The sequence below is a fragment of the Acinetobacter lwoffii genome (genome assembly GCF_024129355.1).
Taxonomy (GTDB): Bacteria; Pseudomonadota; Gammaproteobacteria; order Pseudomonadales; family Moraxellaceae; genus Acinetobacter; species Acinetobacter lwoffii_I.
This window is the reverse complement of the sequence record NZ_JAMXXP010000005.1, coordinates 125,999-141,258: the sequence shown is the minus strand read 5'-3', so window position 1 is coordinate 141,258 and position 15,260 is coordinate 125,999. Positions and strand designations below refer to the sequence as shown.

Below are 15,260 nucleotides of genomic sequence, written 5' to 3'. Positions count from 1 at the left end.
GAAATTATCAAAGTTCTGTTGCTTTAGCCTGTATATTTTTATGGCTACCTTTATAGGGTTAATTATGAACAGTAAATGTCAACAGACCCTAATAATTTTTTAAATGTTTATATTAACTCAATTATCACAGACATAAATGCAGGAACAAATAGCCTCAACATATTACGTATTGATCCATTTGATTTTTTTAAATCCGTCATATTAAATAATATAAGCAGTAAACACTTTAGAAATATTTTTTATCATGTTCATGTCTGATAAGTAGAATTAAAATATGCCTCTCTTTAAAAATTATTCAAAAAGAAACGTTCTTGATTGTAAATAATCTGCTTCGACATCTAATTCCAAAATAGTATCGCTTGAAATAATAGTCTTACACATCACTTCACCTGCTTTTTTATACTTTAAATATTCTTCTGAATTGAGGTGGTTAAAGTCGGCATTTTCTCAATGTGTTTTGTTTGGTCATTGAGCATAACCAATATAATCACCAGTCTTTTCTTCTTTATGCAGGCGAGAGCCGAGAGAACCTAAAACCAGATAAATGCCCTCCATATGCGTTTTCCATGCCTGAATGAAAGCTTCCTTTGTCGCTGGTTTAATTTTGAAACGGTAAACCGCAATAAACATTTTAATCCTTCGAGTTATGCTTGTTTTAAAGCAAGAATTAAACCAAAGGATTAAAATAAAGAGATCTGTTTATTTTGATTTACCCAAGATAATTTCGAGAGACTTTTACATAATTCTGTGCAGAATAAGGCAAGAATGCCATTTCTTTTTCAGTGAGCGGACGTGCTTTTTTTGCCGGGCTACCAACATAGAGCCAACCACTTTCCAAAACTTTTCCAGGTGGAACTAGCGTACCTGCACCAATCATCACATCATTCGGAATGATGACATCATCCAGAATAATGCTGTTAATCCCAATTAGTACACGATTACCAATCGTACAACCATGCAATGTCACATGATGGCCAATCGTGACATCTTCACCAATGATCAAAGGCGAACCATTCGGTTTATCGGCTTTTTTATGACTGACATGCAACATGGCATGATCCTGAACATTCGAATTTTTACCAATCCGGATTGAATTAACATCACCACGAATCACGGCAAAAGGCCAGACAGAAACATTTTCAGCCAAGACCACATCGCCGACCACGATTCCCATCGGATCGATATAACACGATTTATCAATTTCTGGAGTCGTGTCTAAATAAGAACGAATGTTTTGGCTCATGGTGATCTGCTCATTAAAAGTTTAAGGATCATGTGCATAGTATAAAATAAAAAGCACCCATCTGAATGAGTGCTTTGGTCTTAGTCCGGGACTAAAACAGTTTATTTAAACTTAGAACAAGTTTGAGAAGAACTGTTTAATGTGGTCGAGCATACGTGCGAAGAAACCAGCTTCTTCAACCGCGTTTAAAGCCACCAATGGTTTTTCTGAAATTACTTTACCATCCAGAGTCGCTACGTATTTACCTACGACCTGACCAGGCTGTAAAGGTGCAGTCAGTTTAGGTTGAACCACCAGCTGGGTTTTAATCGCATTAGCCTGACCTTTTGGCATGGTCACGTTAAAGTTTTCCGCAAGACCGATCTGAACTTCATCTTCCTTACCAAACCAAACTTTGGCTTTGGCAAGTACCTGTTTGGCAGGTTGAACATTTTTGGTTTCAAAGTTTGCATAACCCCAAGCCAGCAATTCACGTGTTTGTGTCGCACGTTCCTGCATGGTTGGTGCACCAAAAATCACTGAAATCAAACGTGTAGGTCCACGTTTTGAAGAGGTGGTCAAACAATAACCAGCTTCATCAGTATGGCCAGTTTTTAAACCATCTACACTCGGGTCAGTATATAGCAGGGCATTACGGTTACCTTGCTTGATGCCATTAAAGGTAAATTCTTTTTCCGCATAAATCGGATAATATTTAGAACTGTCTTTAATGATGTGTTGTGCCAGCGTTGCCATATCTTTGGCAGTTGAATAATGACCTTCAGCCGGCATACCGGTTGAGTTCACGAAGCTGGTATTGGTCATGCCAATACGTTTAGCTTCCTGGTTCATCATATGTGCAAAGGTACCCTCGTTCCCTGCAATATGTTCAGCCATGGCTTTCGATGCATCATTCCCTGATTGAATAATAATCCCGCGAAGCATTTCAAGTGCAGTTGCCGTACCATTTAAAGGTACATACATACATGATTCCGCGCTACTGCCGCGACACCATGCTGACTCGTTCATGCGCACTTGTTCATCTTCAGTGAGTTCACCGCTCAATAGTTTTTGTTCGATGATGTAACTGGTCATCATCTTGGTCATTGAAGCAGGGGCTAATTTTTCATTTTCATTTTTTGAAGCGAGAAGTTGCCCTGTCTCGTAGTCCATTAGCACGTAGGATTTATTATTCAATTCTGGTGGTGCAGATAGGACAGTTGCTGCAAAGCTAAAACTAGGAACTAATAATAATGCAGCAAGGGCAGTTTTTTGGGTCATTTCTAGTGGGTTCCTATATCTTGATGTAAGCACGAAGAGCCTAGCATTTTAGGACAAAGCTAGGCTGACTTCTATGGGAAACCCGGTCTTATTTCAAAAGTATTGTAAGTTATCGGCAGAAAAGCAGCTTAATTGTTATAGGTGGTTAATTCATTACAAATCACCTGATTTTTTTTCTTGCCGGCTTTCTTGGCATCCGATTGTGCTTCGGCCAGAATATTGCGGAAATCGTTCTGTTTAGCCATCTGGTTTAAGCTTTCAACCGGATTACGCTGGCCCGGCATATACTCAGTCACCAGCTTGGTATAACCCTGATTAAACTGTGACTTGTCTTTGACCATGCTTGGACAGATTTCTGAAAGAACATAAATGGCTGCCAGTTCCTGTTTGGTCACTTGCTGAGTTGGGGTAACATTAATGTTTTCATCGGCTGCAAATGCAGAAGTTCCCAAAAGAGTGGCGGCAGAAATTGCGCAGAATGTTAAAGCTTGGAATATTGGATTTTTCATTGAAAACTCAAAAAATGGATTTAGAACAATAATTTGCTTAGCTTAAACTTATTTTTGAAATTGAAAAGTGGGAAAATGTAGCGAAGCTGTAGAATTATGAATAAATCTGTAAGAGAAAATAAGACGATGTTTACACCGTCTTATTTGAAAATTTAGCTGGCTTAGCCTTGGTAGTTCAGCATTTCTTCACAGACAGTTTTCTGCTCGTCTGAGCTGGTTTGCTTTGCACCCTGACGTGCTTCTTCAAGTAAAGATTTATATTCACTGTCTGCCTGTAGCTTTTGATAGCTCATGCCTTTATCTGAGTAGTCTGCAAGATAAGACTGGATCAATTGTTCAACGGTGCTGTTAAATTTTGGATTTTGACCAATGATTGCCGGGCAAACTTCAGCCATAACCTGTGCTGATGCAATATCTTCTTTTACAATGGTATTGTTTTCTTCAACAGTCAGATCGTTTGCCATGACTGAAGGGGAAATAAATGCTGCCAAGCTTAAAGTGAGAGCGCTAAATAAAGAGAATTTTTTAATCATCTTGAGCCACATATTATAAAGATGGATGTCGAGCAATAAATATATATAATTCCTGCACTAATACAATGAAATGTCCTAGTCAGTCATTTTTTAGCGTAACGAGATTTTTTAGTGAATATTTTAGTTTCAAATGATGATGGGGTGTTTGCACCCGGTATTCAGGCTTTGGCGCAAGCGCTAAAGCCTTTGGGGCGAGTGGTGATTGTGGCACCGGAAAGTGAACGCAGTGGCTTTTCTAGTGCCTTAACTTTGGACCGCCCTTTACGCCCAATCCAGATTTCTCCTGATGTCTGGGCGGTTAATGGGACGCCGGCAGATTGCGTTTACTTGGCTATGAACGGGCTATTTGATTTTGAATTTGACCTGGTGGTTAGCGGGATAAATAGCGGCGCAAATCTGGGAGATGATATCTTGTATTCCGGTACAGTCGGGGCGGCCTTTGAAGGTCGTTTAACTAAACATCCTGCGATTGCCGTATCACTGAGTGGGCCGAATGTACGTGGCTATCAGCAGCCTCAGGATTATCAGTTGGCCGCCGAATGGGTGCATGATTTTATTGCTCGTGGTTTGCCTGTTCTGCCTGAGCGACATATTTTTAATATCAATATTCCAGATGTAACTGAATTGCAGGGTGAAAAAGTGACATATCAAAGTCGCCGCCGTCAGTCTAAACCGGTGACGAGTCATATAGATCCGCGTGGTCGTCAGGTATTCTGGATTGGACTCTCAGGAGAAGCAGTCGCAGACCCTAAGCCAGGATTTAACGAAATTGATTCGGACTTCTCTGCGGTCGCCAATGGCTATGTCAGTATTACCCCGATTCAGATGGATGCTACCAATTATGAGAGTCTGCGGAATTTACAAACACAATTGGCAGAAAATGCGTCCTTAGTGTTATAACTTTGTGAAAAACTCGCGATTGCAAGTATATTGCCGTAAAACTTTGCTAATCTTAACGGAATTTTGCAACCGTATAGCATTAGAGAGGAAGATAATGTTCTTGGTGTTACCGAAATGTGTCGTAGCTTCGCCTGCAACCCTGATTAAAACCCTCGTTTTATCGACCGTTGTTATTTCTACAGGAGTAATTACCGGTTGTGCCACCAAACCCCAGGTGAATAATGCAACGCGTTATGCAACAGCTCCTGATTTCTATACGGTGCGTTCAGGAGATACATTGAGTGGGATTGCAGCACGTTATGGACTGAACTATATCAGTGTCGCAGAGATGAATGATATCAGTGCGCCGTACCGGATTTATGTCGGACAATCGATCCGCCTGAAAACCCATACTACGCGCCGTAGCACCAGCACCCAAGCAGTGACTCAGGCAGCGCCAATCCAGCGTCAAATAATTGCAGTGCCTACACCGGCACCGGTGACACCAGCAACGACAGTACAAACCACACCACGCGTCAGTACATCTGCACCTGTAACACCAGTATCTACTGCAGCAGGTCTACGTTGGGTAAAACCATCGAATGGCGCGATTCTTCAGCAATACAATTTAGCTTCTAATATCAAGGGAACCCGCTATAGTGGCAATGTCGGTGATCCGGTATTTGCAGCAGCAGACGGGCAGGTAGTGTATGCCGCTGATGGCCTGAAAGAATATGGCAATCTGGTGTTGGTAAAGCATATCAATGGCTATATCACCGCTTATGCACATAACAGTAAATTGAATGTGAAAAGTGGCCAAAATGTAACGGCTGGTCAAAAAATTGCAGAAATGGGATCGACTGGTACAAACCGTACCATGCTTGAGTTTCAGGTGCGCTTAGACGGCAAACCTATTAATCCTACTGCAGTTTTACCAAACAATTAAATAAATAATGCAAAGTGTAAATTTCGCCGTATAATACAATAAGTTGCTTTTATCAAATGATGAAGCACCTCATAAGTTTAGAGGGAAATTTATGTTAGATCAACTTCGAGCAATGGGTGTCTTTGCTTGCGTTGTGGAGAAGAACTCGTTTAGCGGTGCTGCCCGTGAATTAGGGATTACGACCAGCGCCGTCAGTCAACAAATTCGCTCGTTAGAACACGATATGGAAGTCGTACTTCTAAATCGTTCGACGAGAAAATTAAGTCTGACCGAAGCGGGACAAGCTTTTTTCCATAGCTGTCAAGAAATGTTATCTGCTGCTGAACGCGGTAAAGTCCGGATCAATGAATTACGTGATGATCTCGTGGGCGAGCTGCGTATCGTTTCTTTGCCAGAATTATGCGCGAATCATGTGATTCCTGCACTTTCTCATTGGATGGCTGCACATCGCGGCTTGGCAGTACATTTAGAAACAAACAATCATGAGGTTGATTTGTTGGATGGGCGGGTTGATATCGCCCTAAGATTTGAACAGAAAAATGATGAGCATAATCTTCAGGTTGTGCCATTGATGCAGATTGAGCAAATTCTGGTGGCGACACCGAGTTATATTAATCAAAGCACCATTATTTCGAGACCTGATGATCTTAAAAATCATGAGGTCTTACCTTTAACACATCTTAAAAACCATCAGTATTATCATTTTCAACATGTGAATACTGCAGAAAAAGCCGAGTTTGAACTGAAATCCCGTTTCAGTACCAATAACGGTTTGGTTGCAAAATCGATGTGCTTGCAGGGCAATGGGATTGCCAAGGTTTTATATCTTGATGCTAAAAAGGATTTGCTTAACGGTACTTTAGTTGAAGTTCTGCCTGAATGGAGACTGCCACCGATTACACTGTATGCGGTTATTCCGAAACGTGAACAACAACCGACAAAAATTCTTCGTTGTCTTGATACCTTGAAACAATATTTTAGCCAGATCTCTGGCGGACGTATGTTACAAAACGCATCATAGAATGCAGAATAATAAAAAAGCCGCTTTAGAGCGGCTTTTTTAATTTTTAAGCTAGGGCTTTATGCTAAATAAGCTTTGATCATTTTTACTAGACGTTCGATCAACTGGTCTGCCTGCTCCTGGGTAATATTCAGGGTAGGCAACAGACGAACGACATTGCCTGCGGTGACATTGATAATCATCTTGTATTCATCGCGTGCAATCGCAACCAGATCACCGCATTCTTTTGGTAATTCAATCCCGATCATCAGACCAAAACCACGTACGATGACATTTTGATCTGCCAGTTTGTTGCGTAGCTGGTCAACGATATAAGCACCTTTTTCAGCAGCATTCGCGACGATATTTTCTTTTTGCATAATATCGAGAATAGTATAGACCACACGCGAACCCAGTGCTGTACCGCTATAGGTAGAACCGTGATTTCCAGCAGTTAATACGCCGACACCACGACCTTGAGTCATCACTGCACCAATCGGGAAACCGTTTCCTAAGCCTTTGGCTGTGGTCAGTACATCCGGAATAATATTGGTGTGCTGGTAAGCAAAATATTTACCGGTACGGCCATTACCAGTTTGTACTTCGTCCAGCATCATCAGCCAGTTGTGCTGGTTACAGATTTGACGGATTTCTTCTAAATAGCTGAAACCTTGAGGTGCGGTATTCACACCGCCTTCACCCTGAATAGGCTCAATCAAAATCGCTACGATATCCGGATGATTGATTGCCGCTTCTTCAATTGCTTCGATATCACCAAAAGGTACACGAATAAAACCTTCAACCAGCGGGCCAAAACCTTCTTGCACTTTTTTATTGCCTGTAGCAGACAGGGTGGCCATGGTACGACCATGGAAAGACTGGTCAGCAACAATAATTTTTGGTGAAGCAATGCCTTGCATATGACCGAATTTACGTGCAATTTTGATTGCACCTTCATTGGATTCTGCACCACTGTTTGAGAAGAATACTTCTTCCATGCCTGCAACTTCAGCCAGTTTCTGTGCGGCAGCGGTTTGCCAAGGCACTTCAAACAGGTTGCTGGTATGAATCAGGGTCGCTGCCTGTTCAGCAATCGCTTCGGCAATAACTGGATGCGCGTGTCCCAAACCACATACGGCAATGCCGGTTAATGCATCTAAATACTCTGTACCATCTTCGGTATAAAGATATGCACCTCGTCCTCGGACAAAGCTGATCGGTTGACGGCCAAAAACAGGCATCAAATGAGACGGTTGATCAGTTTGTACCGGTGCGAGGGTAATATTATTCATGACTAACTCTTAACTGTTAGGTGGAAAGAAAAACTTATATAAGCAAAAACCCGCTCAGATTTAAAGGGTAATTGTAAATAAAATTGGAATTATTGCTTTAGACATACTGTTTTGCCTGGATTTGGGTATAATGCGAGACAGATGAGTTGAGGATTTATCAATGACTGAACAAGCACGCGATACCGAAGCGTTAATTCGTGACCAAATTGCAAAACACGCAGTACTTCTTTACATGAAAGGCACACCGCAATTTCCACAATGTGGTTTTTCTGCACGTGCAGTAGAAGCACTCAGTCAAATTGGTCGTCCGTTTGCTTATGTAAACATTCTGGAAAACCAGGACATTCGCGCGATGTTACCACAAATCGCCAACTGGCCGACATTTCCACAGCTTTGGATCAATGGTGAGTTGATCGGTGGTAGTGATATCATGCTCGACATGTTCCAAAAAGGTGAATTAAAGCCTTTAGTTGAACAGTACAGCCCGGCAGCTGATGCTTAATTTTGTATTAAATTAAGTTCAGATGTGAAAAAGCGCTTCATTGAGAAGCGCTTTTTTTATCTCTATTTTATCTGGAGCAAGGTCAGAGTTAATCCTCTGTCGCTGCATCCGGCTTTTCAACTGTCGAAGCATCAGCTTCAACTTCAGTTTGTGGCTCGACGATTTGCTTCTTGTCTTTTTTTTTCTTCTTCTTTTTCTTTTTCTTCGGCACTTCGACCAGTTCGGCACCATCTTCAATCGCTTGCCAATAATCCAGCTGTGCCATTACTGCGGCATAGATTGAATTTTTGCTATAGCGACCTTTTTTATCCAAGGTGCCGACAGGACGTGCCATCAGGATTTCCAGCGCCTGATCAATGGTATCAATCGCGTGAATATGGAACTGACCTTCTTCCACAGCAATGGTGACATCTTTACGCAGCATCAGATGCTGCATATTTTGACGCGGGATAATCACACCTTGTTTTCCGGTCAGACCTTGTAACTTGCAAGCATCAAAGAAACCTTCAATTTTGGCATTCACACCACCTACCGGCTGTACTTGTCCCAGCTGGTTCATGGAACCGGTAATGGCCCAGGACTGATCAATCGGTAACTGGCTGATGGCCGACAGTAAGGCAGAAAGTTCCGCAACAGTGGCACTGTCACCATCGACCTGACCATAACTTTGTTCAAAGGCCAGTGCAGCAGAGAAGTGTAAGGTCTGTTCACGACCAAAATGCGCTTTCAGGAAGGATGACATCAGTAACACGCCTTTGGCATGCAAAGAGCCACCAAGTTCCACACTGCGTTCGATATCCAGAATATCACCGCCACCTTGATACACCGAAGCAGTCAGTCGTGAAGGCAGACCAAATTCGACATCAGCATAATGAATGACGGACAGGGCATTGATTTGGCCCAGACGATGGCCGCGGGTTTCGATCAGTTGAGTACCACGAGTCAGATCTTGCCAATACAGTTCACGTAAATAGCCGAGACGATATTTACGGTGATCCAGTGCGGTGTTGATATGTTTTTCTGAAACCATCTTGTCACCGGCCTGGAAGGCATGATGATGTGCTTCACGGATCAGATCGCCCAGCGTCAGAGCATGTAATGACAATGAACTTTGATCTTCGGCTTGACGGCTGGAATCTGTGAGCAAGGCGGCTAAAGCAGAACGGTCAAAAGGCAATAATTTATCCGATTGCACATAGTCGGCAATCAGCTGCATATAAGCCTGCTCGTTGTCGTCATTACGTTGTAATGTATCGGTAAAATCAGCACGGATTTTAAAGATGCTGCCCAGCTCCGGTTCAAGCTCTAGAATTTCATAATAAATTTCAGGCTCGGCCAGCAAGATCACTTTAATGTTCAATGGAATCGATGCCGGTTCAATTGAAATACTGCCGGTCAGCGTGATCATATGCTCAAGCGAAGACAGTTTTAAATGCCCGGATTTAAGCGCACGCTTCAAACCTTGCCATGCATAAGGCTGTTCCAGCAATTGTTCCGCTTCCAGCATCAGAAAGCCGCCATTGGCTTTATGCAACGTTCCCGGACGAATCAGGGTGAAGTCCGTGGTGATCGTGCCATTTTGGGTTAGCTGTTCCACATGACCGAGTAAATTGTAATGTGTTGGAAAATCTTCAAAGATGACTGGCGCACCGCTATTCGGCTTGTGGGTAATAATCACGTTGGCCTGATAACGTGCCGGTACGCGGCTGAATAGTGCCGGGGTGAAATCATCCTCTTCCTGTTCCAGCACGATTTCGACATTATTGATAATATCTTCGGCATAATATTTTAGATAATGTTCCAAGCCTTGCACATGTTTGAACTTGGAGAGAATCTGTTCTACACGTGGCACCACCACCTGTTTGGCAATATCACGATTCAGAATCTGAACACGGTCGCGTGCATCATCTTCCAGATCACCCAGATGCAAACCCAGGCGCTCCAGTTTTTTGTCCATATAGCGCATATTGGTTGCCAATTCGGCCCGATCCTGATTGCTCAGCGCATTCAGATCTTCCTGAGTCATTTCCTGTAATTTGTCATCAATCAGATGTACGGGAACAAAGCAGTGTTCATCGTGTCGCGAGATCAGTTTCAGATCGAGTTCTGCACCTTCTTTGGTGAGTTCGATCAGCGCCTGTTGCTGTTCATCGCCAGTTTCCTGGCGAATCATTTCAATGCGGTTGTGATAGGTTTCCGCAGTAAAACGGCGTTCGAGCTGTTTCAGAATGGTTTGCCAGCTTTGATTTAGCATGGCCTGAAATTTTGGACCCTGACCGGCAGGCAGCTCCAAAGCTATTGGCTGGCGCTGGTTTTGAAAGTTGTTGACATAAACCCAATCATTGGGTGTTTCCATGGTTTTGGCATGCTGTTGCAGCAGGCGCTTCACCATAGTGCGTTTGCCCAGGCCAGCCGTACCCACGGCAAAAATATTATAGCCTGAATAAGGTAAGGCAATCCCGGCCTCGACCGAAGCCCGTGCGCGGTCTTGCCCCAAGAAATTATTCAGGGGCTTGATCCGTTTGGTCGACGCCGGAATTTTTTCTAGGTTTGGAATGTGCGTCAGTTGGGTGGATTTTAAGCGGGTATGCTCAAGGGTGTTGTGAATTTCGCTTTGTTCAAATGCCGAGATAAGTAAATCTGAGCGGATATTTTCTGGTGTTGTCGTATTGTTGCTGGCGATAGAAGAATTAATTTGATCGAGTCTCTGGGTCACTGTTGAAATCCAAAACGAAATATTACGTTGATAAGCGTTAAGGTATACAGATTTGCTTGGAAAATTCAAGCGAACATGTGGCTTTTGCCAGAAAATAAAAAACCGGAAATGTGATAAATATATAAATCTTGTTGAAAGATGCGCTATTACAGGATTGAATAGCAGCAATTGGTTTTTCCGCGGAAAATAATAAAGCAATGACAACACAAACGACGGGTTGGAAATCCGCATTTACAGCATTTTTAGATCGACGTGCCTTGATCATGCTGTTCTTGGGGTTTTCGGCCGGTGTCCCGATTCTTCTGATTTTTTCCAGTCTGTCTTTATGGTTAGGTGAGGCCGGAATCAGCAAAAGTGCAGTCACTTTTTTTAGCTGGGCAGCATTGGGCTACTCGTTTAAATTCGTCTGGGCGCCGCTCATTGACGAACTGCCAGTCCCATTTCTGACCAAGGCTCTGGGACGCCGTCGAGCCTGGTTGCTGATTGCACAGATTCTGATTGTCTGCGCCATTTCCATTATGGCTTTTTCTGATCCGGCTTTGGGCGTAACTCATTTACAGCAAATGGCGCTGGGTGCAGTCCTGTTAGGCTTTTCTGCTGCAACGCAGGATATTGTGATTGATGCTTACCGGATTGAACTGGCGGAAACCCAGATGCAGACCGTCTTGGCCGCGACCTATAATGCCGGTTATCGGATCGGGATGATCGTGGCGGGTGCTGGCGCCTTGTTTCTGGCCGCTTATTTGGGCACAGCCAAAGGCAACTATATCTACGATGCCTGGAAATGGACCTATCTGGCCATGGCCGGGGTAATGCTGGTCGGAATTGTCACCACGCTTTGCATTCGGGAACCGCAGGTTGACCGTGTGCCTAAACATTATCTGCGCAGTGATTATTTCCGTTTAGTCGCAGTGTTTTTTGTCGCAGTGATCAGCTTTGTACTGAGCTATATCTATTCAGGCAATCTGGTCGCCAGTATTACCGAACAGTTCACCATTCAAGATACTTTTGCCTTGTTCTGCTTTGAAGCCTTACGCTTTATTGGTTCTGGTGCGATTGCCTTTGCCATTGGTGCAAGCTTGGTGAAAATGGGTGCAGTCAACAAGCAGATGGCCTATGAAACCTGGGTTAATCCGGTTGCAGACTTCTTTAGGCGCTATGGCTTAAAACTGGCATTGGTGCTGTTGTTATTGATCGGTTTTTATCGGGTTTCCGATATCATCGCCGGGGTCATTTCCAACGTCTTCTATCAAGACCTGAATTTCAGTAAAGAGCAGATTGCCGAAGCGGTCAAAGTCTATGGGGTGATTTTCTCTTTAGTCGGTGGTTTCCTTGGCGGGCTCTTGGCCCAGAAGATGAACATCATGAAACTGATGTTTGTCGGTGCCGTACTGGCCTGTTCTACCAACCTGATTTTTATCGGCCTGGTCAAGTCTGGTGAAAAACTGGCAGCTGTGGAAGTTAAAGCCGGTAATCAGGTTTATCAGGCAGAGACCGATGAAGTGGGTTACTGGAAGCTAGATGTACCGAGTGCAGTGCTGGCGCAGAGCAAACAGCTACAAGTGTCAGCCGCTTATCTTAATGCAGATAATACCAATCAAGCGCCAGTGCAGGTTAATATGCCATATTTGACCGCACAACAGGACAGCACCCAGTTACAGATCCTGCCGATCACCAGTGACAATACCCTCACTGTAGCTGAACAGGACAAGACCATTGTAGTGCGCGGCCAGTATGTCGGTAAAGCACTGCAAGAGAATCAAAAGATTGTGTTGCAAATCAACGATCAGAATATTGATGCAAAACTGGAAAGCGAAGGCGTATTTACTGCCGCGATTCCTGCACAACAACTGATTCAGTCACCTGCACATATTATCAGTGCCGTCCTGATGCAAGATGGTCAAGCACTACAGCAAACCATACATGTTTATCAGGTCAATGATCACTTGGCCAGTACCCAGAATCTAGATCTCGATATTCAGCCTTTAGCGGTCGTAGATGGCAGCAGTTCAGATACAGTCGAAGTCAGTGGTAAGGTAATTAAACCTTATAGCGACAAGTGGCTTTATTTTGCTATTATTGTCGACAATCTGGCTGCTGGGCTGGCTGGTGCTGCGTTTATTGCATTCTTGTCGAGCTTGACCAGTGTGTCTTTTACCGCTGTTCAATATGCGATTTTTAGCTCACTCATGACTTTGACCCCTAAGATTTTAGGCGGATATTCGGGTACTATAGTCACCAATATCGGTTATCCGAATTTCTTCCTGATGACTACTCTAATCGGGATTCCGATCCTGATTCTGGTGGTTTGGGTCGCAAAACTGCTCGGTGAACACCAACAACAATCTGTACAGAAGGATGATTAATATGCGCATGCTGCATACCATGTTACGTGTAGGCAATTTAGAACAATCTCTCAAGTTCTATACTGAAGTACTTGGCATGACTTTGCTTCGTAAGCGTGATTACGAAGAGGGCCGTTTTACCTTGGCTTTTGTCGGTTATGGCGATGAAGAAAATCACACCGTACTGGAATTGACGCATAACTGGGATACAGACAGCTATGAACTGGGCAATGCTTATGGTCATATCGCGATTGCAGTTGATGATGCTTACAAGGCTTGCGAAGAGATTAAAGCGCGTGGCGGTAATGTGGTGCGTGAAGCCGGTCCGATGAAAGGTGGCGTGACTGTAATTGCATTTGTAGAAGATCCAGATGGCTACAAGATCGAGCTGATCCAGCAAGACAACAATGCACGTAATAACTAAGTGTGATGTAGCGAGATATATGAAATGCATTCATGTATAGATGAAAATATTACATCAATCTGAGTGCATAGCATGGGCCCGGCATCTGTTAAGATAGCCGGGCATTTTTATATCAAACAATAAAATCTGAGGGATTATAGGGATATGCTTAAGTTCTTGGCATTGGATCGGTTTACGATACTGTTGTTTGTGATGGTTTTGCTGGCCAGTGTGTTGCCAGTTTCGGGGAAGGCGGCTGAAGTCTTTGGCTGGGTGACGACAGGAGCGATCGCCATCCTGTTTTTCCTGCACGGCGCCAAACTGTCTCGTGAAGCTGTGCTGCAAGGCATTATGCACTGGAAATTGCATACTTTGGTTTTTGCGCTAACTTTTGCTTTGTTTCCAATTCTCGGACTTTTGGCCAAGCCGATTTTATTACCGATGCTCGGACAGGAACTATATTGGGGTTTCCTGTTTATGTGTTTCCTGCCATCCACTGTGCAGTCCTCGATCGCATTTACTTCGGTGGCTCATGGCAATGTCGCCGGGGCGGTATGTAGCGCCTCTTTTTCCAATTTGATCGGTATGTTTATTACCCCATTATTGGTGGCATTTTTTATTCTCGGTCAATCTGATCATGGTTTTGATCCGACTTCATCGATTATCCAGATTACACTGCTGCTCTTGGTGCCGTTTATTTTAGGACAGATTCTGCGTCCATGGATCTATCCACAAATGATGAAAATGCCAAAAATCGTCAAGGTTTTCGATCAAGGTTCGATTTTACTGGTGGTGTATGGCGCTTTTAGTAGCGCCGTAGTGGCTGGTCTGTGGAATGAAGTGAGCCTGAGTACCTTGTTGCTGCTATTGCTGGCTTGCTCGGTGTTACTCACCATTGTGATGTTATTATCACTTTATATTCCACGCTGGCTGGGCTTCAGCCGCGCTGACCAGAAAACGGCATTCTTTTGTGGTTCTAAAAAAACCCTGGCCAGTGGAGTACCGATGGCGCAAATTTTATTTATTGGCCAGCCGCTGGGCATGATTGTCCTGCCGATCATGATTTTCCATCAGATTCAGTTGATGGTCTGCGGGATTATTGCCAATCTGTGGGCCAAAGAGGCTGGATCAGAAGCTGAAGAATAATTCGCATATTGAATTCGTTTCACGTATAATGACGCCCACTTGTTGTGCTTAGCTCTGACGGTATCCGTCTCGGTGGGCCAAAAGAATGGTCTGTTGTGGTGTTGATCTGCATGAACGATGTTCCTGCTTCCTCATTTGAGAGTGATCAATAGCGATGACAGCTAAACCTTCTTGAATCTAATGGAGTAATCGACGATGCGCGCCGATATTCACCCAAAATATGAAACTTTAGTTGCTACTTGTTCATGTGGTAACGTAATCGAAACTCGTTCAGCTCTTGGTAAAGAAACTCTTTATCTAGACGTATGTTCAGCTTGCCACCCATTCTACACTGGTAAGCAAAAGAACGTTGATACTGGCGGTCGTATCGACAAGTTCAAACAACGTTTTGCTGGTATGTCACGTTCTGTTAAACGTTAATACCCAAAATGAAAAAACGGGCTTTAAGCCCGTTTTTTTTGTGCCTGCAATTTAAAAAATTATCAT

Annotated in this window: 15 protein-coding genes; 8 read left to right on the top strand and 7 right to left on the bottom strand. The window is 43.6% G+C overall.

Going from position 1 to position 15,260, the window contains the following annotated elements:
• Window positions 1-465 precede the first annotated feature (465 nt).
• The 5 genes from NI468_RS04990 to NI468_RS04970 all read right to left on the bottom strand — a co-directional run bounded on the left by NI468_RS04990 (window position 466) and on the right by NI468_RS04970 (window position 3,545).
• On the bottom strand, window positions 466-630 hold the full coding sequence (locus NI468_RS04990) for a hypothetical protein (protein ID WP_247144156.1): 165 nt from the start codon (window positions 628-630) through the stop codon (window positions 466-468).
• Window positions 631-709: 79 nt separating this feature from the next.
• Window positions 710-1,243 (bottom strand): gamma carbonic anhydrase family protein, encoded by a 534-nt coding sequence (locus NI468_RS04985; protein WP_253100375.1) that lies wholly within the window; start codon window positions 1,241-1,243, stop codon window positions 710-712.
• 111 nt (window positions 1,244-1,354) lie between these two features.
• Window positions 1,355-2,503, bottom strand: coding sequence for a D-alanyl-D-alanine carboxypeptidase PBP5/6 (dacC, locus tag NI468_RS04980; RefSeq protein ID WP_004279731.1), 1,149 nt, complete (start codon window positions 2,501-2,503; stop codon window positions 1,355-1,357).
• A gap of 128 nt (window positions 2,504-2,631) precedes the next feature.
• Window positions 2,632-3,012: an MCR_0457 family protein gene (locus NI468_RS04975; RefSeq protein ID WP_005104587.1), complete on the bottom strand. Its 381-nt coding sequence runs from the start codon at window positions 3,010-3,012 to the stop codon at window positions 2,632-2,634.
• 161 nt (window positions 3,013-3,173) lie between these two features.
• Window positions 3,174-3,545, bottom strand: a complete 372-nt coding sequence (locus tag NI468_RS04970; RefSeq protein WP_004279733.1) for an MCR_0457 family protein — start codon at window positions 3,543-3,545, stop codon at window positions 3,174-3,176.
• A gap of 111 nt (window positions 3,546-3,656) precedes the next feature.
• On the opposite strand from NI468_RS04970, the gene surE reads away from it, so the two are divergent.
• The 3 genes from surE (at window position 3,657) to NI468_RS04955 (ending at window position 6,391) form a co-directional block, all read left to right on the top strand.
• Window positions 3,657-4,445, top strand: coding sequence for a 5'/3'-nucleotidase SurE (gene surE / locus NI468_RS04965; RefSeq protein WP_004279734.1), 789 nt, complete (start codon window positions 3,657-3,659; stop codon window positions 4,443-4,445).
• Window positions 4,446-4,539: 94 nt separating this feature from the next.
• On the top strand, window positions 4,540-5,370 hold the full coding sequence (locus tag NI468_RS04960; RefSeq protein WP_253100371.1) for a peptidoglycan DD-metalloendopeptidase family protein: 831 nt from the start codon (window positions 4,540-4,542) through the stop codon (window positions 5,368-5,370).
• A gap of 91 nt (window positions 5,371-5,461) precedes the next feature.
• On the top strand, window positions 5,462-6,391 hold the full coding sequence (locus tag NI468_RS04955; RefSeq protein WP_044112899.1) for a LysR family transcriptional regulator: 930 nt from the start codon (window positions 5,462-5,464) through the stop codon (window positions 6,389-6,391).
• Window positions 6,392-6,450: 59 nt separating this feature from the next.
• Here the strand turns inward: NI468_RS04955 and NI468_RS04950 are convergent, their stop codons facing one another.
• Window positions 6,451-7,662, bottom strand: a complete 1,212-nt coding sequence (locus NI468_RS04950; RefSeq protein WP_005104581.1) for an aspartate aminotransferase family protein — start codon at window positions 7,660-7,662, stop codon at window positions 6,451-6,453.
• A gap of 160 nt (window positions 7,663-7,822) precedes the next feature.
• On the opposite strand from NI468_RS04950, the gene grxD reads away from it, so the two are divergent.
• Window positions 7,823-8,164 carry a Grx4 family monothiol glutaredoxin gene (gene grxD, locus NI468_RS04945; protein ID WP_004279738.1) on the top strand — a complete coding sequence of 114 codons (342 nt, stop codon included), beginning with the start codon at window positions 7,823-7,825 and terminating at the stop codon, window positions 8,162-8,164.
• A gap of 88 nt (window positions 8,165-8,252) precedes the next feature.
• Here grxD and NI468_RS04940 read toward each other — a convergent pair whose 3' ends face one another.
• Complete coding sequence (locus tag NI468_RS04940; protein ID WP_418655172.1) at window positions 8,253-10,880, bottom strand: Lon protease family protein; 2,628 nt, start codon at window positions 10,878-10,880, stop codon at window positions 8,253-8,255.
• 197 nt (window positions 10,881-11,077) lie between these two features.
• Here NI468_RS04940 and NI468_RS04935 point away from each other — a divergent pair, with 197 nt between their 5' ends.
• From NI468_RS04935 to rpmE, 4 genes are all read left to right on the top strand, one after another.
• Window positions 11,078-13,246, top strand: coding sequence for an AmpG family muropeptide MFS transporter (locus NI468_RS04935; RefSeq protein WP_253100368.1), 2,169 nt, complete (start codon window positions 11,078-11,080; stop codon window positions 13,244-13,246).
• Window position 13,247: 1 nt separating this feature from the next.
• Entirely contained in the window at window positions 13,248-13,649 is a 402-nt protein-coding gene (gloA, locus tag NI468_RS04930) for a lactoylglutathione lyase (RefSeq protein WP_004279741.1), read from the top strand.
• Window positions 13,650-13,793: 144 nt separating this feature from the next.
• The gene (locus NI468_RS04925) at window positions 13,794-14,774 is read left to right on the top strand and encodes a bile acid:sodium symporter family protein (protein ID WP_005107352.1); all 981 of its coding nucleotides are present in this window, start codon (window positions 13,794-13,796) and stop codon (window positions 14,772-14,774) included.
• A 195-nt stretch (window positions 14,775-14,969) separates the two neighbouring features.
• Complete coding sequence (gene rpmE, locus NI468_RS04920; protein ID WP_004279743.1) at window positions 14,970-15,194, top strand: 50S ribosomal protein L31; 225 nt, start codon at window positions 14,970-14,972, stop codon at window positions 15,192-15,194.
• The last annotated feature ends 66 nt before the right edge of the window (window positions 15,195-15,260 follow it).